The sequence below is a fragment of the Rhizobium sp. Root708 genome (assembly GCF_001429725.1).
Classification (GTDB): domain Bacteria; phylum Pseudomonadota; class Alphaproteobacteria; order Rhizobiales; family Rhizobiaceae; genus Rhizobium.
In genome coordinates this window covers 216,160-238,797 of sequence record NZ_LMHV01000043.1, presented here as the reverse complement: position 1 = coordinate 238,797, position 22,638 = coordinate 216,160, and the positions used below count along the sequence as shown (strand labels likewise).

23 protein-coding genes are annotated in these 22,638 nt (G+C 60.9%); 10 read left to right on the top strand and 13 right to left on the bottom strand.

Translation table 11 applies throughout. From position 1 onward, the window contains the following. Positions 1-7 precede the first annotated feature (7 nt). Genes ASE04_RS25490 through moaB form a run of 3 tightly spaced genes read left to right on the top strand, consistent with a single transcriptional unit; the run spans position 8 to position 3,290 of the window. Complete coding sequence (locus ASE04_RS25490; RefSeq protein WP_056825739.1) at positions 8-1,840, top strand: tetratricopeptide repeat protein; 1,833 nt, start codon at positions 8-10, stop codon at positions 1,838-1,840. 6 nt (positions 1,841-1,846) lie between these two features. Then, the gene (locus ASE04_RS25485) at positions 1,847-2,755 is read left to right on the top strand and encodes a 4-(cytidine 5'-diphospho)-2-C-methyl-D-erythritol kinase (RefSeq protein ID WP_056824652.1); all 909 of its coding nucleotides are present in this window, start codon (positions 1,847-1,849) and stop codon (positions 2,753-2,755) included. After that, positions 2,739-3,290, top strand: a complete 552-nt coding sequence (gene moaB / locus ASE04_RS25480; protein WP_056824648.1) for a molybdenum cofactor biosynthesis protein B — start codon at positions 2,739-2,741, stop codon at positions 3,288-3,290. The genes ASE04_RS25485 and moaB overlap by 17 nt, the downstream gene beginning before the upstream one ends. A 6-nt stretch (positions 3,291-3,296) precedes the next feature. Here the strand turns inward: moaB and ASE04_RS25475 are convergent, their stop codons facing one another. Further along, positions 3,297-3,815, bottom strand: a complete 519-nt coding sequence (locus ASE04_RS25475) for a hypothetical protein (protein WP_056824645.1) — start codon at positions 3,813-3,815, stop codon at positions 3,297-3,299. A 138-nt stretch (positions 3,816-3,953) separates the two neighbouring features. On the opposite strand from ASE04_RS25475, the gene ASE04_RS25470 reads away from it, so the two are divergent. Continuing rightward, complete coding sequence (locus ASE04_RS25470) at positions 3,954-5,111, top strand: PA0069 family radical SAM protein (protein ID WP_056824643.1); 1,158 nt, start codon at positions 3,954-3,956, stop codon at positions 5,109-5,111. Between the two features lie 105 nt (positions 5,112-5,216). Then, positions 5,217-5,885, top strand: a complete 669-nt coding sequence (locus ASE04_RS25465; protein WP_056824641.1) for a ribonuclease HII — start codon at positions 5,217-5,219, stop codon at positions 5,883-5,885. A 145-nt stretch (positions 5,886-6,030) separates the two neighbouring features. On the opposite strand, the gene ASE04_RS25460 is transcribed toward ASE04_RS25465, so the two are convergent. The 11 genes from ASE04_RS25460 to ASE04_RS25410 all read right to left on the bottom strand — a co-directional run bounded on the left by ASE04_RS25460 (position 6,031) and on the right by ASE04_RS25410 (position 16,992). Then, positions 6,031-6,516 carry a F0F1 ATP synthase subunit B gene (locus ASE04_RS25460; RefSeq protein ID WP_056824638.1) on the bottom strand — a complete coding sequence of 162 codons (486 nt, stop codon included), beginning with the start codon at positions 6,514-6,516 and terminating at the stop codon, positions 6,031-6,033. A 3-nt stretch (positions 6,517-6,519) separates the two neighbouring features. Beyond that, positions 6,520-7,158: a F0F1 ATP synthase subunit B gene (locus tag ASE04_RS25455; protein ID WP_056824635.1), complete on the bottom strand. Its 639-nt coding sequence runs from the start codon at positions 7,156-7,158 to the stop codon at positions 6,520-6,522. 78 nt (positions 7,159-7,236) lie between these two features. Continuing rightward, entirely contained in the window at positions 7,237-7,464 is a 228-nt protein-coding gene (locus ASE04_RS25450; RefSeq protein WP_015338972.1) for a F0F1 ATP synthase subunit C, read from the bottom strand. Positions 7,465-7,534: 70 nt separating this feature from the next. Further along, a complete protein-coding gene (locus tag ASE04_RS25445; RefSeq protein ID WP_056824634.1) occupies positions 7,535-8,287 on the bottom strand; it encodes a F0F1 ATP synthase subunit A in 753 nt (250 codons plus the stop codon). Positions 8,288-8,360: 73 nt separating this feature from the next. After that, a complete protein-coding gene (locus tag ASE04_RS25440; protein ID WP_056824630.1) occupies positions 8,361-8,705 on the bottom strand; it encodes an AtpZ/AtpI family protein in 345 nt (114 codons plus the stop codon). 278 nt (positions 8,706-8,983) lie between these two features. Beyond that, complete coding sequence (locus ASE04_RS25435; RefSeq protein ID WP_056824627.1) at positions 8,984-10,159, bottom strand: cell wall hydrolase; 1,176 nt, start codon at positions 10,157-10,159, stop codon at positions 8,984-8,986. A 161-nt stretch (positions 10,160-10,320) separates the two neighbouring features. Further along, complete coding sequence (locus ASE04_RS25430) at positions 10,321-12,219, bottom strand: potassium transporter Kup (RefSeq protein ID WP_056824625.1); 1,899 nt, start codon at positions 12,217-12,219, stop codon at positions 10,321-10,323. Between the two features lie 18 nt (positions 12,220-12,237). Beyond that, on the bottom strand, positions 12,238-13,215 hold the full coding sequence (locus tag ASE04_RS25425; RefSeq protein WP_056825738.1) for a magnesium transporter CorA family protein: 978 nt from the start codon (positions 13,213-13,215) through the stop codon (positions 12,238-12,240). A 395-nt stretch (positions 13,216-13,610) separates the two neighbouring features. After that, positions 13,611-14,774, bottom strand: coding sequence for an iron-sulfur cluster carrier protein ApbC (gene apbC / locus ASE04_RS25420; RefSeq protein WP_056824622.1), 1,164 nt, complete (start codon positions 14,772-14,774; stop codon positions 13,611-13,613). A 510-nt stretch (positions 14,775-15,284) separates the two neighbouring features. Beyond that, a complete protein-coding gene (locus tag ASE04_RS25415; protein ID WP_056824618.1) occupies positions 15,285-16,016 on the bottom strand; it encodes a helix-turn-helix transcriptional regulator in 732 nt (243 codons plus the stop codon). Between the two features lie 181 nt (positions 16,017-16,197). Then, positions 16,198-16,992 carry an IclR family transcriptional regulator gene (locus ASE04_RS25410; protein ID WP_056824615.1) on the bottom strand — a complete coding sequence of 265 codons (795 nt, stop codon included), beginning with the start codon at positions 16,990-16,992 and terminating at the stop codon, positions 16,198-16,200. A gap of 102 nt (positions 16,993-17,094) precedes the next feature. Between ASE04_RS25410 and ASE04_RS25405 the strand changes: the two genes are divergently transcribed. From ASE04_RS25405 to ASE04_RS25385, 5 genes are all read left to right on the top strand, one after another. Continuing rightward, the gene (locus tag ASE04_RS25405; protein ID WP_056824612.1) at positions 17,095-17,865 is read left to right on the top strand and encodes an SDR family NAD(P)-dependent oxidoreductase; all 771 of its coding nucleotides are present in this window, start codon (positions 17,095-17,097) and stop codon (positions 17,863-17,865) included. Next, complete coding sequence (locus ASE04_RS25400; RefSeq protein ID WP_056824609.1) at positions 17,865-18,782, top strand: 2-dehydro-3-deoxygalactonokinase; 918 nt, start codon at positions 17,865-17,867, stop codon at positions 18,780-18,782. Before ASE04_RS25405 ends, ASE04_RS25400 begins: the two co-directional genes overlap by 1 nt. Positions 18,783-18,797: 15 nt before the next feature. Then, positions 18,798-19,430, top strand: coding sequence for a 2-dehydro-3-deoxy-6-phosphogalactonate aldolase (locus ASE04_RS25395; protein ID WP_056824607.1), 633 nt, complete (start codon positions 18,798-18,800; stop codon positions 19,428-19,430). Positions 19,431-19,434: 4 nt separating this feature from the next. Further along, positions 19,435-20,322, top strand: coding sequence for an SMP-30/gluconolactonase/LRE family protein (locus ASE04_RS25390; protein ID WP_056824604.1), 888 nt, complete (start codon positions 19,435-19,437; stop codon positions 20,320-20,322). A gap of 247 nt (positions 20,323-20,569) precedes the next feature. Further along, positions 20,570-21,184, top strand: a complete 615-nt coding sequence (locus tag ASE04_RS25385; RefSeq protein ID WP_056824602.1) for a PRC-barrel domain-containing protein — start codon at positions 20,570-20,572, stop codon at positions 21,182-21,184. 59 nt (positions 21,185-21,243) lie between these two features. Here the strand turns inward: ASE04_RS25385 and ASE04_RS25380 are convergent, their stop codons facing one another. Next, positions 21,244-22,599 (bottom strand): putative bifunctional diguanylate cyclase/phosphodiesterase, encoded by a 1,356-nt coding sequence (locus ASE04_RS25380; RefSeq protein WP_443216917.1) that lies wholly within the window; start codon positions 22,597-22,599, stop codon positions 21,244-21,246. Positions 22,600-22,638: the final 39 nt, after the last annotated feature.

Below are 22,638 nucleotides of genomic sequence, written 5' to 3'. Positions count from 1 at the left end.
TTTTCTAATGCGGCGGAAATTTGCCATTCGTCTTCTTTCGAGCGCAGCGTTGGCGGCGGTGTTGTCGCTTGGCGCGCTCGGCGGCGCAAATGCCGAAGACGCGGTCAAGACCGACGACACCAGCAGCAGCGTGCATTTCGACCCAGACAGCGTCACGACCTTCTCCGGCGCGTTGCTTGCCGCGCGTACCGCCGATGTCGACCACGACTACGACACGGCAATCGAGCTTTACAAGAAAGCCCTGCAGATCGAGCCGGGCAATCCTGAAATTCGCCAGCGCTTGATGATCTCGCTGTTGCTGAACGGCGATATCAAGGGCAGCGTGAAGTATGCCAACGACCTGAAGAACGATCCGAGCATCGAGCGCCTTGCCACGATCGTTCGCGGTGCCGATGCGCTTCGTCGCGGCGAATACAAGTCGGCCGAAACGATCCTGAAGACCACGGGACCGACCGATCTCGATCGCGTCATGAACGACCTGATGGCTGCCTGGGCCCGCCTCGGCGCCGGCAAGGGCAAGGATGCGCTGACGCTGGTCGAAAAGATGAAGGGGCCGGATTGGCTCAACATCTTCCAGAACTACAATGCCGGCGCGATCGCGATCGTCAACGGCGACGTGAAATCCGCTCGCCGCCATCTCAACGATGCCGTGCTCGACAAGGATGGTGCCGCAACGGCGCCGGATACCTTTGTCCGCGCCGTTATCGCGCTGGCACGGCTCGAAGCCACTCAGGGCAACAAGCAGAAGGCGCTCGACGCCGTCTCGGTTGGTGAAAACCTTCTGCCGAACTACGCACCGCTCAACGCACTGCGCCAGGGTATCACCAGCGACCAGAAGGAACAGCAGCAGATCCTGACCGCAAAGCAGGGTGCAGCCGGCGTTCTGTTCTCGTTTGCCGGCGCGCTCAACCGTGACGGCGCTGAAGACATCGTATCACTCTACCTGCAGATCGCGCGCAGCCTCGATCCCGATAGCGCCGACGCGCTTGTCATGCTCGGCGGCATCGCCGAGAAGCAGAGCCAGGTCGATCGTGCGATCGCGATCTACAAGGAAGTGCCAGACAATTCGCCGATGAGCCGCATCTCCGAGCTACAGCTCGGGCTGGCACTGGCCGAAGGCGGCAAGGTCGAGGAGGCCCGCAAGCATCTGCAAGGCCTGATCGAATCGGACCCCAAGGACATCCGCAGCTATCTTGCCTATGGCAGCGTTCTATCCGACGCCAAGGACTACAAGGCGATGGCTGACAATTACGACAAGGCTGTCGACGCCATCGGGCCGCTGCCGGGCAAGAATGCCTGGACCGTCTTCTTCCAGCGCGGCATTGCCTACGAGCGCCTGAAGCAGTGGGACAAGGCAGAGCCGAATTTCCGCAAGGCGCTGGAACTCAACGCGAACCAGCCGCAGGTTCTGAACTACCTCGGATATTCCTGGATCGACATGAACCGGAACCTCGACGAGGGGCTGGCAATGATCAAGAAGGCCGTCGAGCTGCGCCCTGATGACGGCTATATCATCGACTCGCTCGGCTGGGCCTATTTCCGTCTCAACCGCTTCAACGATGCGGTGGACGAACTGGAGAAGGCGGCGCAGATCAAGGCCGGCGATGCGACAATCAACGACCATCTGGGCGATGCCTACTGGCGCGTCGGTCGCAAGCTCGAAGCCGTCTATCAGTGGAATCGTACGCTGGCGTCCGAGCCGGAGGCAGCCGATATTCCGAAGATCAAGGACAAGATCGCCAACGGCCTGCCTGACCAGGGCGAGAACCCGAAGGCCGCCGACAAGAAGCAGCCGGATCCTACCCCGATCGAACCCAAGCCGGCGGACAAGAAGTCCTGACGCCGGATGCCGCTGACTGACATCGGCGACACGACTGCTATCCGCGAGGATGCCTTCGCCAAGATCAATCTGGCCCTGCATGTGACGGGCCAGAGGAGCGACGGCTACCACCTGCTGGAAATGCTGGTGACCTTCGCCCGACATGGCGACACGCTGGACTTCGCGCTGTCAGACACCGACACGTTCAGCGTTTCGGGGCGCTTCGGTGATTCGTTGCAGGAAGACAGCGGCACCAATCTCGTGCTGAAGGCCCGGGACGCCTTGCGAACGGCGATCCGGCAGGCTGGTGGGGATACGCCGGCGGTTCGCATCCATCTGCAGAAAAATCTCCCGATTGCTTCTGGCATCGGCGGCGGCTCGGCTGACGCGGCGGCGACGCTGCGCGGCCTGATGCGTCTGTGGCAAGCCTCGCTTCCGCGACAGACAATCGATGCGGTTGCGCTCAGTCTCGGAGCCGACGTGCCGATGTGCGTCCACAGCCGGCCGCTGATCGCGCGTGGCATCGGCGAGGATATCGAGCGCGTCCAGGACATGCCTGCCTTCGCCATGGTGCTTGCCAATCCGTTGCGGGGCGTCTCCACGCCTGAGGTGTTCCGCAAGCTCGATAACAAGCGCAATCCTCCCCTCCCCGCCGAGCATCCGAGATCATGGCTCGACGCGCTGGGCGACATGCGCAACGATCTGGAGCCGCCTGCCCGCGCATTGCTGCCGGAAATCGCGGCCGTTTCATCCATGCTGACAGCGGAAGGCGCGATGTTCGTGCGCATGTCCGGCTCCGGCGCCACCTGCTTCGGAATATTCGCGACGGCCGCCGACGCGGAAAAAGCCGCCGCCAGGCTTCAAGACGCGCGCCCGGACTGGTATTTCCAGGCGACCGAAACGCTGGCAGGAGGCACGCATGCCTGGAATCGATGACAATCGTCCGTTCATTCCGGTCGGCATTGCCGTCCTGACGGTATCAGACACGCGCACCCTGGCCGACGACCGCTCGGGCGACACGCTGGCGCAGCGCATTGCCGACGCGGGACATCGGCTTGTCGAACGCGCGATCGTTCCGGATGATCGGCAGAGCATCGCAGCCCAGGTCTCGGCGTGGACCGTCCGGAAGGACATCGATGTGGTGATCACGACCGGCGGCACCGGCTTTACCGGCCGGGACGTCACGCCCGAGGCGCTGGAACCGATCTTCGAAAAGCGGATGGACGGCTTCTCCGAAGTCTTCCACCGGATTTCCTACGACAAGATCGGGACATCCACGATCCAATCGCGCGCGACGGCGGGCGTTGCCAACGCAACCTTCATCTTCGTGCTGCCCGGGTCACCCGGCGCATGCAAGGACGCCTGGGACGGCATCCTGAAGAACCAGCTCGACTATCGCCACATGCCCTGCAACTTCGTGGAAATCATGCCGCGCCTTGATGAGCACTTGAAGCGCGGCGGCGCGGCATAAAACTGCCTAGCGAGCCGAACGCGCGACCCAGGAGGGAATGAGCTCGCTCGACAAGCGGCGCAGCTTTTTGCCCCTGACGAACTCAGACAGACGCATGCCGCTGCGCGCCGACGCTAGGGCCTCTTTCTTCGGCAGGAGAAGACCGAGTTCCAGCGGCGGTTTCGCGCGGCCGATCCGCTTGAAGAACGGCTGCCTGTAGCCTCGCGATGCAGTGAACTGGGCAGGCAGCTTGTTCAGCGAGACGTATTCGGCGATCTCATCGATCCATCCGCTTTGCGGACGCGCGCCCGGCTCGACGAAGAGCAGCCACTCGCCCCGCGCCGAATGAAGTATATCCTTGATGTCCCACTGCGAATGGAAACGGCAACCGGCCGCGTCCGCCACCTTTGACGTGCCATCCTGCGAGCCGTGATCCAACACCACGACATCGCTGACGAGCCCTTCAACCGCGCCTGCAACCAACACCAATAAGGTCTGCGCCAGTTCAGGTTCCTGATCCTGGCACTCCAGCACTACTGTCAACATTGCCTATTTATAGAGCGCCGCACAAAGTTTTGCCAGCGCCACTTTTCCAATTTTGTTCTTGCATTGTTCTCATTTTCTCGATAGGAATTTAATCATCAAAACGGGCGGAGGCAATGGCTTCCGACGCTGGAGAATCCGATGAACGAGCAGTCCCTTGCAGGGCAGGCCGCATTCGCGCCTGCCAATACGGCAGATATTGCCGATGCGATGATCGTGTCTTCCGGTCTGAGGATCGAGGTGGATCGCCGGCGCGGCAGAGCTGCGGGCCTGAACCCGACTGGCCGCTTCGAGCCACAGCAGAGAGAAACCTTCGATGACGGTTGGCAGACGCTCGAGGAATTGCCGCCATTCAAGACCGAGGTGCAGATCGAGAAGCCGCGCACGGCGATCACGCGCAACGAGTCGCCCGATATCCCCTTCGACCGGTCGATCAATCCGTATCGAGGCTGCGAGCATGGCTGCATTTACTGCTTTGCCCGTCCGACCCACGCTTACATGGGATTGTCGGCAGGGCTGGATTTCGAGGCGAAGCTTTTTGCAAAGCCAGATGCCGCACGCTTGCTGGAACGCGAGCTGGCCAAACCCGGCTACAAGCCCCGGGTGATCGCAATCGGCACCAACACCGATCCCTATCAGCCAATCGAGAAGGAATGGCGGGTCATGCGCCAGATCCTGGAAGTTCTCGAAAAGGCAAACCATCCTGTCTCGATCGTCACCAAGTCGGCGCTGATCCTGCGCGACATCGACATCCTTGAACGGATGGCGGCAAAGAACCTCATCCGGGCCTCGCTGTCGGTCACCACGCTCGACCGCAAGCTGGCGCGCACGATGGAACCCAGAGCCTCGACGCCAACGCGTCGGCTGGAAGCGATCCGCTTGCTGAGCGAGGCCGGCGTGCCGACGTCGGCCATGGTCGCCCCTGTTATTCCCGCCCTCAACGACCACGAGGTCGAACGCATCCTCGAGGCGGCACGGGCCGCCGGCGCACTGGAGGCGGGCTACGTCATTCTTCGCCTGCCGCTTGAGGTGTCGCCGCTGTTTCGCGACTGGCTGCTGCAGAACTACCCGGACCGTTATCGTCATGTCATGTCGCTGGTGCGGTCGATGCGCGGCGGGAAGGATTATGACGCCGAGTTCGGCAAGCGGATGAAAGGTGCCGGCCCTTATGCCTGGCAGATCGCCCGCCGGTTCGAGATGGCAACGAAGCGCCTCGGCATGACGCGCCGCACGATGCCGCTGCGCGACGATCTGTTTACGCCGCCCGATGGCAGCGGCGTGCAGCTCTCGCTGCTCTAACAAGCTTGCAGACGGCACCCCAGGCCGTCTGCCTCCAAGTCTCCGGCCCGCCGCCCTGATCCGGGGACTTGCAGGAAATCGGGTTGGCGTGCGAAGTTCAGCCGCATGAAACGTCGCACGCCACCCGATTCTCCTATGCTTTTCGAAGATGTTCCTCTCGTGCCGGATTTCCGGCTCGAGCTTAAAGCGCGCAAGGCCGGGCATTGGCCTGTTGCCGGTGCGGATGAGGCCGGGCGTGGACCGCTCGCCGGGCCTGTCGTTGCAGCGGCGGTGATCCTCGATCCGAAACGAATTCCAGACGGATTGAACGATTCGAAGCAGCTATCCGCGCAGCGCCGTGAGGAACTCTTCGAGCAGATCCTGGCGACCGCCACTGTTTCAATTGCCTCGTCGAGTGCGACGCGCATCGATGCGACGGATATCCGCAAGGCCAGTCTCGATGCGATGCGACGCGCCATTCGCGGACTGGCGATCCCGGCAAGCTATGTCCTGACCGACGGCCTCGATGTGCCGCTTGGTCTCGACTGCCCCGGCCAGGCCGTGGTCAAAGGTGATGCGCGGTCCGTTTCCATCGCGGCGGCATCGATCGTCGCCAAAGTGACGCGTGACAGGATGATGACCCGCGCTCATATCATCTTTCCGGCCTATGGCTTCGCGGCCCACGCAGGCTACGGAACGGCTCAACATCGCACCAGCATCGAGGCCCACGGACCGTGCTCGCTGCACCGCATGACATTCCGGCCGCTGAGACGCACCGAGCCCCTTAGCGACTAGGTGTCGGTCATCCGAGCGCCGCGATGATCGCCGCCTGGCGCCTGACAGAGGCGGCTTGCACGATCATCCACGCTTGCCCAGTACCATCCCGCACAAACGAAAAAAGCCCCGCATAGCGGGGCTTTTCAAGGTCAGAGATTATATCTCAGTTCAGGCGGCTTTTTACCTGGCCGACGGCGTCGCTGAAGAGCGTCGACTGGACCTTGGTATCGGCCTTCTTTGCCAGAACCGATTCAGCAGCTGAGATCGCCAGATCGACGGCAGCGGAACGAACCGCCTTCATCGCATCGGCTTCCGCCTGCTTGATCTTCTGTTCGGAGACGAGCGTACGGTTCGCAACGAACTCTTCCGTCTTCTTCTTGGCTTCCGCGGTCAGCATTTCAGCTTCGCGCTCGGCTGCAGCAACGATGTGTGCGGCCTCGGCTTCGGCTTCCTTGCGCTTGCGCTGGTATTCGGCCAGCAGATGCTGGGCCTCTTCGCGCAGGCGCTTGGCTTCAGCCAGTTCGTTGCGGATCTGGTCGGCGCGGTCGTCGAGCGACTTCGCCATCATTCCAGGAACCTTGAGGTAGACAACCAGTCCCAGGAAGATGAACAGGCCGATCATCGCAAAGAATGTTGCGTCAAGTGCCATCGATCAAGCCCCCTTCTTGAGGTCGGCGACCGCAGCGGCAACATCTGCCTTGGCTGCAGTGCCGATCAGCTGTTCCACGACAGCCGTTGCGGTTTCCTCGGCGATCGCACCGACGTCGGCGAAAGCCTTCGCCTTGATGTCCGAGATGCGGCCTTCCGCTGCCTTCAGCTTTTCGCCGAGGCTGGCTTCGACGGCCTTGCGGTCGGCTTCGGCCTTGAGCTTGGCTGCTTCGCGAGCGGCGGTGCCGATCGAGTTGGCCTTGGTGCGCGCGGCAGCCAGTTCGGCCTCGTAGGCAGCGACGTCGGCGTCAGCTTCGGCCTTCAGTCGACCGGCTTCCTCGAGGTCCTGCGAAATGCGATTGTGGCGCTGCTCGAGGATCCCGCCGATACGCGGCGTAATGACCTTTTGCATGAGCACGAAGAAGACAACGAACGTGATCGCCAGCCACAGGAGCTGCGAGGCGTAAGTCGACGAATCGAAAGGCGGGAATACGCCGCCACCGTGATGCTCGGCCGGTACGCCGGTCTCGGTGTGGACTTCGCCTGCTGCCGGGGCGGCATGCGCGTCTGCACCGGTAGCTGTACCAGTTTCTGCGGTTCCCGCCGGGGCTTCTTCAGCGTAAGCCGGGGTCACAAAAAACATGCTCACCTCCAGGTGTACTGCAAATGCAAAGGATCACGGCTTGCGGTCTGCAGGCCGTGATCCTTCAGTGCGCCGAAATTAAACGGCGAACAGCAGAAGGAGAGCTACGAGCAGCGAGAAGATGCCCAGAGCTTCCGTAACGGCGAAGCCGAATACCAGACGGCCGAACTGGCTGTCAGCGGCAGACGGATTGCGCAGAGCGCCGGACAGGTAGCTGCCGAAGATGTTGCCGAGGCCGAGAGCCGTACCGGCCATACCAAAGCAAGCGAGGCCTGCACCGATGAATTTTGCTGCTTCCGCGTCCATGTTGAACTCCTTTGAAATGGTGTGTTGCGGCGAATTGACTGACGTCCTTGGACGTCAATGTCGGTATCCCTTAGTGGCCACCCGGGTGGATCGCGTCGTTGAGGTACATGCAAGTCAGCACCGCAAAGACGTAAGCCTGGAGGAAGGCGACGAGGAACTCGAGACCAGTCAGGGCGACGGTCATGAGGAGGGGAAGGACTGCGCCACCGATGCCGACCGCACCCAGTGCTCCAAGCGAGGCAACGAAGCCTGCGAACACTTTCAGGGTGATATGACCAGCCAGCATGTTAGCGAAAAGACGAACCGAGAGCGAAATCGGACGGGACAGGAAAGAGATGATTTCGATCGTCACGACGAGCGGCAGAAGAATGCCGGGAACGCCTTGCGGGACAAAAACATTCAGGAAATGAAAGCCGTGCTTATAGAAGCCGTAGACGAGAACCGTGCCGATCACGAGCAGCGCGAGCGCGAAGGTGACGATGATCTGGCTGGTAACCGTGAAGAAGTACGGGAACATGCCGAGCAGGTTTGCGGTCAGCACGAACATGAAGAGCGAGAAGACCAGCGGGAAGAACTTCATCCCCTTGGATCCGGCGCCTTCCTTCAGCATGTTGGCGATGAACTCATAGGACATCTCGGCAACCGACTGCGAACGGCCCGGAACGATCGCCCGATTCGACGTCGAGAAATAAAGGAAGCCAGCAGCAACGGCAGCAGAGGCCATCATAAAGAGCGATGCGTTCGTAAACGAGAAATCAATTCCACCGACTTCGATCGGCACAATCTTCTGGATCAGGAACTGATGGGTCGGATCGTTAGACACCGCTTGTTCTCTCTATCTTTAGCCCGCGCGAGACGGGATTATTGCACTGGATCGAACGCCGGAGCGCCCTGCCCTATTTTCTACCATTCTGGCGCTCGGCAGGATCCGGATTCGAAACCTTTCCCGCAGCACGCAAAACGTTCAATACACCGGCACAGAATCCGAGAAGAAGAAGAACAATCAATCCCCAAGGCGCCGTGCCGACAAAACGGTCCAAGAGATAGCCGAGAAGGGCACCGACAACGATCGCGGAGATGAATTCGCTCGAAAGCTTCATCGCCTGGGCATAGCCTTTACGGCTGGCCTCGGCGCTGGCTTCGATAGCCTCTTCCTTCCCCGCTTCGACGCGCTTGGTTGCGAGTTCCGCTCCCAGTTGCGTCCGGCGCTTTTCCAGACTTTCTTCCCGGTCATCCGCCATGGTGCTCTCCTCCGCCTGTCATTGTCCGCGTTCCCGCTACCCCGGTTTTCAGGACAACGACCCCAAGGCTCGAGAACCTTCCGGCCCGTTTTGAAGTCGCGCGCAACATAGTTTTAGCAAAAAGCATAGTCAAGGCGTAGGCAGTCGATGTCCAGCCATAAAATAACCGGGCAAAAACATATGCTTAGGATGCTGGGGCCGGCTTGCGCGAAAATCGAGGCAAAGAATCCGCTTTTAGCGGGGCCGGGAAGCCAGAGAATCTGGTGTTACAGCCCTTATCAGCTCCAGCCGCCGCCATAGGTGCGGTAGAAAATATGGAGCCCGATGCGGCCGACCTTCTCCATGGTCTTTGCCCATTTCGGGCGAACATAGACGGCATGGTAGTGCGTGGCGGAGCCGACTTGCGGCAGCCAGATCTTGCCGGCGGTAACGGCCATCGCGACCTCGCGGGCGATTCTCCAGTGATATTGCGAGTTCACGCGGTCCTTGATGTTGTCGCATGCGAAGGAGAACTGGCAGCGGTTGCGCCAGTCTTCGTTCTGATAGACGACGCCGCAGATGGTTTTCGGATAGGCCGGATTGCGAACCCGGTTGAGAATAACCTGGGCGACGGCGGCCTGACCTTTCACCGTCTCGCCACGGGCTTCGAAGTAGATGCCGGAAGCAAGGCACTGTTGTTCGGCGGCCGAAAAGACGGACGGCGCCAATACGCTCGCTGCCCAAGCGTGATCGCGCGGACCGATCTGCGGCACGAAGCGACCGTCGCTGGCCTTTTCCGTCAGGATCGAATCGAACGGAGACTGTCGGGAGTAATCGGGGCCCGCCGGCGCATAGGCGGTCGCAAGCACGTCGGCCTTGTCGCTTGTCACGAGACCCGCAAGCAATGGCGACATGCCGCGATCCGGCTTCGGCGCCTGCTTCGTGTAGAAGCTCGTGGCAATCTCGATTTCCTTGCCCTTGATCTTGGGCTTCACGAAAACCGATTTGTCCTTGATATCGAAGTTCGGCTGCAACAGGCGGGTGCGCTGGAGAATGGAGCCGGCGGAGAAATCCTTGGGCGGCTGGACCTGTTCGACCGCGACCACCCGGCCCTTCTTGCCTTGCCGGTTGACGCGATCCTCGTCGGCGGTGTCTTCGTGTCCCTTGTCCTTGGTGACGAAGGCCACCTTGCGCCCATCGGGCAACACCATTCCAGCGCCGGCGGCGATCGTACCGGTGACGACGGGATCCGAGAAGGTGAGCTCCGCCTGATGAATGGAGCCCGCCGGGGAATTGGTCATCACCATGCGCCAGTTGTCGCGGCTCTGATCAAGCCCGGCAAGCAGCGCGGCGAGATCGGCGTGAGAGGCAACGCTCGGGAAAAGCAGCCATCCGCAGACACCGAAGAATGCGGGAGAGCTCCAGTTCTGAAGCAGAAGGCGCAGCTTGCTACGGGAATGGATATTTCGACGCAACGCGGAACTCCGGCATGGAACGCATGAACATGCCGATGAAAATGTCTTATTAACCTTGATGCTTGGTTAATGTCGGGCGCGGGCGGGCGAAAAGATTAGCATCTTGGAAAATGCAAAAAGCCCGGCACTGGGCCGGGCTTTGGAGATGAGCACGTGCTCGATCAGATGATAACGTGCGAACCGAGTTCGACGACGCGGTTTGCCGGAAGCCGGAAGTAGTCCGACGGATTGGCCGCGGCGTTGGCGAGCGCAATATAAAGACGGTCCTGCCAGTAAGGCATGCCCGACTTGGCATCGGGGACGAGCTTGCGGCGTCCAAGGTAGAACGACGTCGACATGATATCGAACTTCAGCCCGGTCTTGCGCAAGGTCGCCAGCGCCTGCGAGACGTTTTGCGATTCCATGAAGCCGAAGAGCAGTTCGACGCGCGAGAAGCGCTCCGATATCGGCTCGATCTTGTAGCGATCGGCGCTTGCCACGCGTGGCTTGTTGACCGTCCGGATGGTCAGGATCACGTTCCTCTCATGCAGAACATGGTTGTGCTTCAGATTGTGTAGCAATGCGGCCGGCGCCGATTCGGGATCGCTGGTCAGGAATATGGCCGTACCCGGCACCTGCGCCGGCGAATGGTCGCTCTTGCGCTCGATGGAACTGACGAACGACGCCATCGGAATATCCGTGTGACGCGTCTTTTCCATCAGCAACGCGCTGCCGCGGCGCCACGTCCACATGATGATGGTGAAGGCGGTGGCAATCAGCACCGGAATATAGCCGCCATCGTGGATCTTCAGCAGGTTGGCGCCGAGGAAGATCATTTCGAGGACGAGCAGCGGTGCGAGCGCAAGCGTGGCGACCGGGATCGACCAGTTCCAGCGAACGCGAACGAACTCGAACGCCATGATCGAGGTGACGACCATCGCGCCTGTTACCGAGATGCCATAGGCGGTCGCCAGCGCATCCGAGGTCTTGAAGCTCAAAACGAGGAAGATCACGCCGAAGAACAAGACGACGTTGACCGACGGCACGAAGATCTGTCCGGTATTCGTCTCGGAGGTAAAGAGGACTTCCATCCGCGGCAGGAAACCGAGGTTGATGCCCTGGCGAACCAGCGAGAAGGCGCCGGTTATGACCGCTTGGCTGGCGATGATCGTTGCGGCCGTCGCAAGGATGACGACAGGCAGCAGCGCCCACTGCGGGAACATCAGATAGAACGGATCGGACATCGCCATCGGATTGCCGAGCACCAGGGCGCCCTGGCCCAGATAGTTCAGCGTCAGCGCCGGAAAGATCAGCGCGAACCACGCCCACTGGATGGGGCGGCGGCCGAAGTGACCGAGATCCGCATAAAGGGCTTCGGCCCCGGTTACGGTCAGGAAGACCGCACCGAGCACGACCACGCCGTAGAAGCCTTCGTGCAGCAGGAAGCTGATCGCATAATACGGATTGAACGCGGCCAGAATGCCGTAGTCATCGGAGATGTGCGAAATGCCAGCCGCGGCCATGACGATGAACCAGAGCGCAGTGATCGGCCCGAAAAAGCGGGCCATGGTGCCGGTTCCGCGCGATTGCACGGCAAACAGCAAAGCAAGGATGAAGACCGAGATCGGTACGATGTAACTGGTCAAACTGGGCGCAACGAGTTTCAGACCTTCCACGGCCGAGAGCACCGACAGCGCCGGCGTGATCATCGCGTCGCCAAGGAACAGGGCGGCGCCGACCAGACCGAGCAGCATCAGAAACGCGGTGTGTCCGTTAGCCGTCTTCATCAGCAGGGCCAGCAGGGAGAGCGTACCGCCCTCGCCTTCGTTGTCGGCGCGCAGCAGGAAAAGCACGTATTTGAGGGTAACGATAATGGTCAGAGCCCAGATCATCAGCGAGATAAGGCTGATGACTTCAAACCGCGTCAGGCCGTCAGCCGCAACGGGCTTCAGGGCTTCGCGGAACGCGTAGAGCGGGCTCGTGCCGATGTCGCCATAGACAACGCCGACGGAACCCAGCGCAAGATAGAAGAGCTTGCGGGGCGACATCGATCGCTCTTCAGTGTGGCTACCTTCGTGCATGAAATGAAAACAGGCTCTTCAGAGCCAGCCTTTCCATCGGAAAAAGAAGAAGGGAATGATGGCGGAGATCACCATGAGCCCGAGGGAAATCGGATACCCGTGGGCAAAGTGCAGTTCCGGCATGAATTCAAAGTTCATGCCGTAGATGGAGGCGACCAGCGTCGGCGGCAAGAAGACCACGGACGCGATCGAGAAAATCTTGATGATCGAGTTCTGCTCGATGTTGATCAGACCGAGCGACGCGTCGAGAAGGAACGTGATGTTGCCGGCGATAAAGGACGCATGCTCGTTCAGCGACTGGATGTCGCGTGAGACGGTCTTGCAGAGTTCCCTGGTTTCGCGGTCCTGCTGAACGGCTGGAACGTTGTAGAAGAAGGTCATCAGTCTGGACATCGAGGCCAGACTATCGCGCACCTTGCTGACAAGACGATGATGCCCGGCGATGTCGCGCAGCTTTTCCTCGAGATAGTTCGAGGGCCGGCGAACCTTCCGGGCGCGATCTCCGAAAACGTGCATGGACAGAATATCGATCCGCGCGACAGATATCTCGAGGATCTCGGCGGTGCGGTCGATGATCGTCTCGAAGAGCTTCGACAGAAGGGCAGCGCCGTTGCGGCACTGGGCCGGAACGCGGTGAAGGGCCGCGATGAAGAGTGCGAAGGATTTCGGCAGGGCGTAGCGAATGGTGATCAGGCGCTTGCCGACAAGAATGAACGCGATATCGGTCAGCGTCGGCGCATCCGTTTCCGCCTTCCAGACGAGTGATGCCGTCATGAACACGGCATCATTCTCGACATAGAGACGGGCCGACGGTTCGATGTCCTTCAGATCGTCGCGTGTCGGCACTTCGATACCGAGCGCCTTTTCGAGGTAAAGCTCTTCCTCGCGCGTCGGCTCGATCATGTCGATCCACATCACGTCGTCAGGCAGGGTATTCGCCTGCGAGAGATCGCCGAGTTCAACCGTCTTGCAATTGGAGCAGTAGGCCGCGATCACCGGAACCACCAATCAATCAATCGTGCTGGAACCACGTGCATCATCGAATGACCTTCCACGGCACTCCGGCTGCGGGAGCGCCAACGATGCCGGGCATCGATATCTGCGGAAGCGATTGAAGAAAGCTCATGTAACTCCTGGCACATCGGGCCGCGGCCCAGACATGCATTATGCTCAACCGTATCGCAGTCCCCAAGCCTTCGACCAAGACAACTCCGATCATGCACTGGCCGATCCCCAACCGGGACGGCCATCATCGAGCATTCGCAAAGTCGCCCTCATGGCGACGGCGCGCCATATGACGGAAAGCTGCGAAAGAATCAAGACATCTTACGTACACTGCGCCCTTGGAACACATTTCCTCCGCAATTGGGAGTCTAGGCGCGGCGAAGCAGTTATTCGAATACGATGGACGGCGCAGGCCGCGCGGGCTGGCCGCCCAGCTGCTCCCAGACCTTGGTCGCGATGTCACGGTAGATGCTTGCGACGATGCCATCCGGCTCGGTGGCAACGAGCGGCGTTCCGGCATCCGACGTCTCACGAATATTCATCGTCAACGGCACCTCCCCGAGGAACGGAACGCCAATGCGCTCGGCTTCCTTGCGGGCGCCGCCGTGGCCGAAGATGTCATAGCGCGTGCCGGTATCCGGCGCGATGAAGTAGCTCATGTTCTCGACGATGCCGAGCACCGGCACCTCGACCTTCCTGAACATGTTCAAGCCCTTGCGGGCATCGATGAGGGCAAGATCCTGCGGCGTCGACACGATGACGGCGCCGGCGAGCGGCACCTGTTGCGCCATCGTCAGCTGCGCGTCGCCGGTGCCCGGAGGCATGTCGACGACGAGAACGTCGAGATCGCCCCAGGCAACCTCGCGCAGCATCTGCATCAGGGCGGATTGCACCATCGGGCCCCGCCAGATCATCGCGGTCTCCTCGTCGACGAGGAAGCCCATCGACATGACCTTGAGACCGTAATTCTCCATCGGATTGATGATGCGGCCGTCGATCTGGGTCGGGCGTCCGGAGATCTTGAGCAGCCGCGGCATCGAGGGGCCGTAAATATCCGCATCGAGGATACCGACACGCAGGCCGTTTGCCTGAAGACCTAGCGCAAGATTGACCGCCGTCGTCGACTTGCCGACCCCGCCCTTGCCGGATGCAACCGCGATGATCGCGTTGATGCCGGGGACGCCGAGCTTGCCGGAGCGCGCCTGCTGCGGCGGATGGGGGTGCGGGTGGGAATGGCCGTGATGCTCGTGGCCGCCCTGCGGCTGCGGCCGGGGCTGGGGCTGGGGCGCGGAGCCGCCCTTCTTGTCGGCCGTCAGGGCAACAAGAGCGCCCTTGACGCCCGGGATCTCCTTGATGACGCGCTCGGCAGCCGACCGGAGAGGCTCGAGCTCCTTGGCGCGATCGGCCGGTACGGTAATGGAGAAATAGACCTTGCCGTCGGAAATGAAGACATCGGAGACCATGCCGAGCTCAACGATGTTGTGCTCGAGATCCGGACCGCGCACGGTTTTCAGCGTTTCGAGAACTTGTTCCTTGGTGACGCCGCTCATTCCATCCTCACTGCCTGTTTCGGCAAACTAGATAGAGGAGAGCCGCGGCTTCGCCAAACAAAATCGCAGCTGGCGCCTTTGTCGATGAGGCGTGAAGAATGACCGTTGCGCCACCAAGTCCGCCGGGCTTTCGCCCTGATCGCGCAACGGCCTTCTCCAATCAGTAGATTTTGTAGGGTAGGCACGGCGAAAGACCAGCCCGGAGCGTAGTAACAATTGCTTTGGTGGCCGATGCACGAAACTGAGTATCAAAAATGCAACAACCGCCGTTCGAGGCCAGACACGCCAAAAGGCGGCCGCGACATCGAACGGCGGTGTGCAGGTCGCGCCATTCATACGGCGTCGTTACCAGGCCCCCTCTGGACCGCTGCAAATAAAGAAGCAGAAAACATGCCAGTTGAAAAGATGCTGATTAAGCACAGTGCTGGTAAAGTGTGGAACAAACATCCACACTTTACTTGGCGTAATTTTAGGCTCGGCGTGAGCTTTCGCCTGCAATTTGAGCAAATTTCACTTTATCAGGCCGATGCGCAAAGCCTTGGCGACGGCCTGCGTACGATTGACCGTGTCGAGCTTCTTTGTCGCGCGGTTGAGGTAGTGGTTGACCGTGTGCTCCGACAAGCCAAGGATATCGGCGATCTCAACGCTCGTCTTACCCGCAGCGGTCCAGTTCAGACAGTCGGTCTCGCGGTCGGTCAGGGCTTCGACCACTCTGTTGTCGAGAGTCCGGATTTCCGCCAGGCGGTCGAAAATATAGCTTGAGAGGTAGTGCAGTTCGCGCATCTCTTCCGAGGTGAAGGGCTGCCGATCTCCGGAGAACGACACGGCGCCGCGGCTTCCGGAGGGGTCGTGCGTCGGAAAATAGGCACAGCGCATCATGCGGAAACGCTCAAACAGAGCGGACACAATGCCTGCCTTGCCATCCGGACGTTCCAGCTTCGCCTTGGAAAGATCGTTGGAGAAGGGAACCGTCGAGCCCCGCAACCGGCGCATGACCGGGCTGTTGATCAGCAAGCCTTCGTGATCATAGGCAGAAAGAAGCTCCACCGGCCAGTTGGTGATGACGGTGTTGCTTTGCAGATCGCGCGTGGTGGCGGACGGCAGGTTGAAAACCATGAAGGCACGCGCCTGATACGCCTCCGTCACTCTTTTCATAAAACGGAAAATGTCGAACTGAGTGTTCAGTCCAGCGAGCTCACTTACGTAGACGTCTACGGAAGCAACAGAGTGTGAGGCGTTCATCTATGCATTCAACTTCAGAATTTCGGGACTTGGACTTGCGACACGTCTTCGCCAGCCCTGGATGCGCGCGGACGATGTGTACTAACTGCACATACACCCCAGGACAGGGGATTGACAGGGTGCAATTGTGACGATTCGTCAGAAAATCACAATACCGTGAGCAGAATACCGTTAATTACCCTCAAGGACGCGGTCCGAGGCCGATCCGGATGCCCGTCGAAATCCGGCCCGCCGTCCGCCGGATGGGTTCGGCCCACTCCTCCAGGCGCTCCATGGTCAGCCGATATGCAGGTCCGGTGACCGAGATCCCGCCGACAAAGGAGAGATTTTCCGAGGAGATTGGCGCGGCGACGCAGCGGATGCCGACCTCGTGCTCTTCGCGGTCGAACGCCACGCCATTGCGGCGTATCTCGCTGATCTCGGTGAGCAGCGTGTCGCGAGTGTGGGTGGCGGGCGTAAATCGCTGAAAGCTCACTTCCGCCAGAAGCGTATCGATGCGGTCGTCGGGCAGCAGCGACAACGCGGCCTTTCCGACGCCGGTGCAATAGATCGGCGAAGCATTGCCGATCTGCGAATACATGCGAACCGGTTGCCGACCTTCGACCTTGTCGAGATAGATGACGGACGCACCCCTGATAACACCGAGATGCACGGTTTCACCCGTCAGATCCTGCAGTTCCCTCAGATGCGGCTCCGCGACGAGGCGCAGTTCGTTGCGCGCCCAGCTTCGCGACGCAAGCTCCAGCAGCCGCAGGCCCGTAGAGTAGCGGCCGTCGGCGTCGAGTTCGAGCAGGCCTTCTTCGACGAGGTGCACGAGCTGACGATGCAAGGTGCCACGCGGCTGACCGCTTGCGGCGGCGATATCGGTAAATCGCAAGGGGCCATCGGCGTGGGCGACCAGGTCCAGAAGAACCATGAGCTTGCCGAGCGTTCCCGTCTCGCGACGCTCCCTTGTCTCATTGTTCAATGTGGCCATGATCGAGCGCCCGGATACCTTGACAGAAGGGGTAGCGTAATCCGATAATTCCACATAGTCAAATTAAGTTCCAAATAATGGAACTAGCGGCGGAGGACATGCATGGCGGAAATTCGGACCCAGTTTCCGGAATTCAGGGACCGGAGCGTGCTCGTCTCGGGCGGCGGCTCGGGGATCGGCGCGGCGATTGTCGAGGGCTTTGCCAAACAGGGCGCGAAAGTCTCTTTCATCGACATCGCCGAAGACGAAAGCCGCGAACTTGCTCAACGCCTGTCACGCGACAGCCTGCACCCCGTCCGCTTTCACAGGGCCGATCTCCGCGACGTCAGCGCGATCCGGCAAACCGTCGAGGCGGTCGCGGCCCACTCCGGCCCGATCAGCGTCCTCGTCAACAATGCGGCGCGCGACGATCGCCATGACTTCGAGACGGTTACCGAGGAGTACTGGGACAACAACCAGGCCACCAACGTCAGGCATGTCTTTTTCATGTCCCAGGCTGTCGCACCTCACATGCGGGCGGCGGGCGGCGGTGCCATCATCAACATGTCCTCGATCGCCTTTCTGCTCAACATGCCAGACTTTCCGGCCTACTCGACCGCCAAGGCGGGGGTTATCGGACTGACGAAGAGCCTCGCCGGAAAGCTTGGCAGTGACAACATCCGGGTAAACTGCATCCTTCCTGGAATGATCGTGACCGATCGCCAGATGAAACTCTGGCTGACGGAAGATGGCATTGCCCGCACGCTCGAGCGCCAGTGCATCAAAAAAGTTCTGCACGCCGACGCTATTGTCGGGCCGTGTCTGTTTCTAGCATCCGACTGCGCCTCCGCCGTGAGCGCGCAGTCGCTTATTGTCGATGGAGGCATTTTCTAATGGCAAATCCCGCTTATATCGCGGTCGACTGGGGAACGAGCAGCTTCCGGCTGTGGCTGATCGGCGCCGACGGCAGCATTCTCGGTGAGAGCCGCAGCGGCGAAGGCATGACGACAGCCGCCAAGACCGGCTTCGAACCCGTGCTTGCGGCACATCTGGCGAAGGTCGGCGCTCCCGCCGATCTGCCGGTCATCGTCTGCGGCATGGCGGGCGCCAAGCAGGGATGGGTGGAAGCAGGCTACGTCGATGTGCCGACGCCGCTCTCCGCCATCCTGACCAAAGCCGTTTCCGTTCCCGGTCAGAGCCGCGACATCCGGATTCTTCCCGGGTTGGCGCAACGCGACACGGCCATGCCTGATGTCATGCGCGGAGAGGAAACCCAGCTCCTCGGCGCCCTCGGCATGACGAGCGTCGGCGCGCAGGCGGTGTGCATGCCTGGTACCCACTCGAAGTGGGTGCATGTGCGCGACAGCAACGTCACCGGCTTCTCCAGCTTCATGACCGGCGAGCTTTTCGATGCGATCAGCAAGCACACGATCCTGTCGCACGCGGTTGTCGGCGCCGAAGATCAGCCCGCCGACACCGCGACTTTCGAAGCTGCCGTCAGGGCCGCCTTCGAACGCCCGGCGATGGCGACCAACCTCTTCTTTACCGCCCGTTCCGGCCAGCTATTGCACGGGCTTGGCGCCGCGGGCGCGCAGGCGAAGATTTCGGGCACGCTGATCGGCCTGGAGATTGCCGGCGCCCTGTCCGCAGCGGACGCCAAGGTCGACATCAGCCTGGTTGCATCCGGCAGGCTGCAGGGCCTTTATGAAACAGCCTTGCGAACACTATCTCTATCCTACACCACCATCGACGCCGACGCCGCGGTACGCCAGGGGCTCGCGGCAGCCGCCAAAGCCATCTGGCCGAATTGAGAAAGCAATAGAGCGATGAACCGTATCCCCTTCCCCGCCATGAAACGCCCCTTGATCGCCATTCTGCGCGGCATCAAGCCGTCGGAAACAGAAGCCGTCGTCGGCGCGCTGATCGAAAACGGCCTCACCGCCATCGAGATCCCGCTGAACTCGCCGGAGCCGTTCAAATCCATCGAAATCGCCGCCAAGATGGCGCCCGCCGATTGCCTGATCGGCGCGGGCACCGTCCTGACGCCCGAGGCGGTGGACAATCTCCACAATGCAGGCGGCAAGCTCCTGGTAACGCCAAACGTCGAGCCTGAAGTCATTATCCGCGCGCGCGACTACGGCATGGTCACCATGCCCGGTGTCTTCACGCCGACCGAAGCTCTGGCCGCCGCGCGCGCCGGCGCTACGGGGCTGAAGTTCTTCCCGGCCAGCGTGCTCGGTCCTTCGGGCATCAATGCGATCCGCGCCATCCTGCCGCCGGAACTTGTCATCGCTGCGGTCGGCGGCGTGTCGGACACGAATTTTGCGGATTACACGAAGGCCGGGATCCTGGCGTTCGGCCTTGGAACCAGCATCTACAAGCCAGGAATGACTGCCGCAGAGGTTGCCGAGCGCGCCAAGGCGACCATCTACGCTTACGATGCAGCGGTAGGAGCTTGAACGGATGACTGACATTCATGAGTTCGGAGGCAGGACACTTTGCAGCACCAATTCGGTGCTTGGCGAAGGGCCGACCTACGATCCTGATACCAATACGGTGTGGTGGTTCAACATTCTCGGCAAGGAGCTGCACGAGTTGCGGCTCTCGACGAAGGAGAAGAAGGTCCACCCCCTGCCGATGATGGCAAGCGTGCTTGCCCGTATCGACGCCGGCCGGCAGTTGCTGGCCACCGAACAGGGGCTTTTCGTCCGCGATATTGAGACTGGTGACCTGACCTTCCACGCCGCCCTTGAAAACGACAGGCCGGAGAACCGCTCGAACGACGGACGCACGCATCCCTCGGGCGCATTGTGGGTCGGCACGATGAGCAAGCGCGCGGAAACCCACGCAGGCGCGATCTATCATGTCGCGCGCGGCAAGGTGACGAAGATCTTCGACGCCATCAGCATTCCCAACTCGATCTGCTTTTCACCTGACGGCACGACCGGCTATTTCACCGACACGCGGATCAGCAGGCTGATGCGGGTCATGGTCGATCCGGAGACCGGCCTTCCGGCCGGCGAACCGATCGTTCTGGTCGACACCATGGAGGAACCAGGTGGCATCGACGGCTCCGTGGTCGATGCCGACGGCTATATCTGGAATGCCCGCTGGGGTGCCGGAACAGTCGATCGCTACAGCCCGGACGGACTTCGCATCGCCCGCTACAAGGTTCCGGCGGCGCAGCCGTCCTGCCCGGCCTTCATCGGCGCGGACGCGGAAGGCCTTGCGGTCACGACAGCCTGGGAAGGTCTGGATGAAGCGGCGCGCGCCATGCAACCGGATGCCGGCGCGCTGCTCGAGCTCGGCATTGCGGTGAAGGGCCGGTTCGATCCGGCTTACATTCTCTAGCCGTCCCAACAGACGGTGTTTTCGAAAGGCGCCCACTTCGGGCGCCTTTTTCGTTGCCCGCCGCAGCACGAGCGCGCGCGAAGTGCCGAGAAAGTTCCCTCATTCCTTTCAAATTTTCGATGTCTTTTTCTCGGAACCAATAGGCAAGCCATTCATTTCAATTGGGAACCGGCCAGGTAGACACACCAACAAATAAGGGTGTGGCCAGGCTAGAGATCACTCAAGGACTATTAAAGGTAGGTTCGAAATGACACGCAAACTCCTGACGACCGTTGCCGCTGGCGCCCTGTTTGCAACAGCGTTCGCACCCACGGCTTTTTCTCAGAGCGCGACCCAGCCCGCAACACCCGGCGTACCGGCGACCCAGGCCGCTCCGTCTGATCCGGCTGCGCCGCCGAAGGTTCCGGATGCGCCTGCACCGAGCGGCGATGCTGCCCAGGCTCCGGCCCCGGCTACCACTGTTGACACGGCCCAGGCCGGCGCTGGCGCCTATCTGACGGAACAGTCTGCCGATCAGGTCAGCGCCAACACCTATATCGGCCAGTCCGTCTATAACGGCCAGAACGAAAGCATCGGTAGCGTCAACGACCTGATCATGAAGAAGGATGGCGGCCTTGTCGCCGCAGTGATCGGCGTCGGCGGCTTCCTCGGTATCGGCGAAAAGAACGTCGCGGTGCCGATGGACAAGGTCACGGTCGCCCAGAACACGCAGGACGGCAGCGTCAAGCTGACGACATCCGAAACGGCCGAGACACTGAAGGCCGCGCCTGAGTTCAAGACGCTCAAGATGCTGTCGGCCGAAAAGGCTCCCGCTCCGGGCGCCATGGATACCACGGCAACCGGCTCGACGACCAACAAGTAAGAATACTGCGCAGTGAGTATAGCGTAACCGGTGGCGCCCCTCAGGGGCGCCATTGGCATTTATGCACTCACGCGCTCGCTTGAATCGTAGTAGTTCTCGTGGAGATAGCGCAGCGTCGCGATGCTGTCCGCCGGCTTTCCGAAATGATAGCCCTGTCCCATACCGCAACCGAGCGCGCGCAGCTTCGTTGCCTCGGCATAGTCTTCGATGCCTTCGGCAACCACTTCCAGATCAAGCCCCTCGCACATGGTGAGGATTGCCTTGATGATATGCTCCGACGCCCGGTCGGAGTTGATGCGGGAAACGAAGGCGCGATCGATCTTGATCTTGTCGAACATGAAATCGCGCAAGCGTCCGAGGCTCGATTGTCCGGTCCCAAAGTCATCGAGCGAAATCCGAACCCCGGCCTGACGGAGATCGGCAATGATCCGGTTTGCGGTATCGGCGGAGCCCATGACGGCGGTTTCGGTGATCTCCAGTTCAAGCCGGTGCGGATCGAAGCCGACGCGCCCGAGGATCGACAGGACGCTGCTGCTGGTGCCTGGGTCCATCAACTGGGCGGAAGAGAGATTGAACGACAGGAAGAGCTCACGAGGCCAGGAGAGTGCCGCTTCCGCTGCCTTTCGCAACAGCGCCTCGGACAGGGCGTCGATGAAGCCGCGCTCTTCCGCAAGCGGAACGAAGACGCCCGGCGACACGAAGCCGAGGTCGGCATCGTTCCAGCGCGCGAGCGCCTCGAAACCGACGACCTGGCTGTTGGCCAGCGAAACGATCGGCTGGAAGTGCACGTCGATGGCGTCTGATATGATCGCGTTTCTCAAGGCCTGCTCGAGTTGCGTCGCACGCTTCATTTCCTGCGCGATCTCACGCGAGTAGACTGTGATCTGGCCACGGCCGCGGCGCTTCGAGCGATAAAGCGCGGTCTCGGCGCTCTTCAGAAGCTCATCGAACTCCTCGCCCGCGAAGGGATAGATGGCAAAGCCGAAAGATGCCGAAAGGCGGACGTTTCGATCGCCGAGATCGTAGGGTGCCGACAGCACTTCTCGGATCATCTGGCCGAACTTTTCGGCGCCGGCGCGCTCGAACACCAGCGGCAGGACGAAAGCGAACTCGTCGCCGTCGTGGCGTGTCACCAGCGCGCCGTCAGGAATGCATGCCTTCAACCGGTGCGCCACCTGGCAGAGGATTTCGTCGCCGGCCGACGACCCGAAGAGATCGTTGATCGGCTTGAAGGAATCGAGATTGGCGATGCCGATGGCAAAGGGGGCGGGATCACTGGCACGCTCGGCCGATATCTGTGCAACGCGATCGCGCATCCGGTAGCGGTTACCGAGCCCGGTCAACGGATCCGTATAAGCCATCGTCTGAAGCTCGTTCTGGCTTACGGGCACCAATGGCATATCCGCCAACATCATCACTTAGACCCAGCACTGTCCCAAATCGTTTGCAGGATG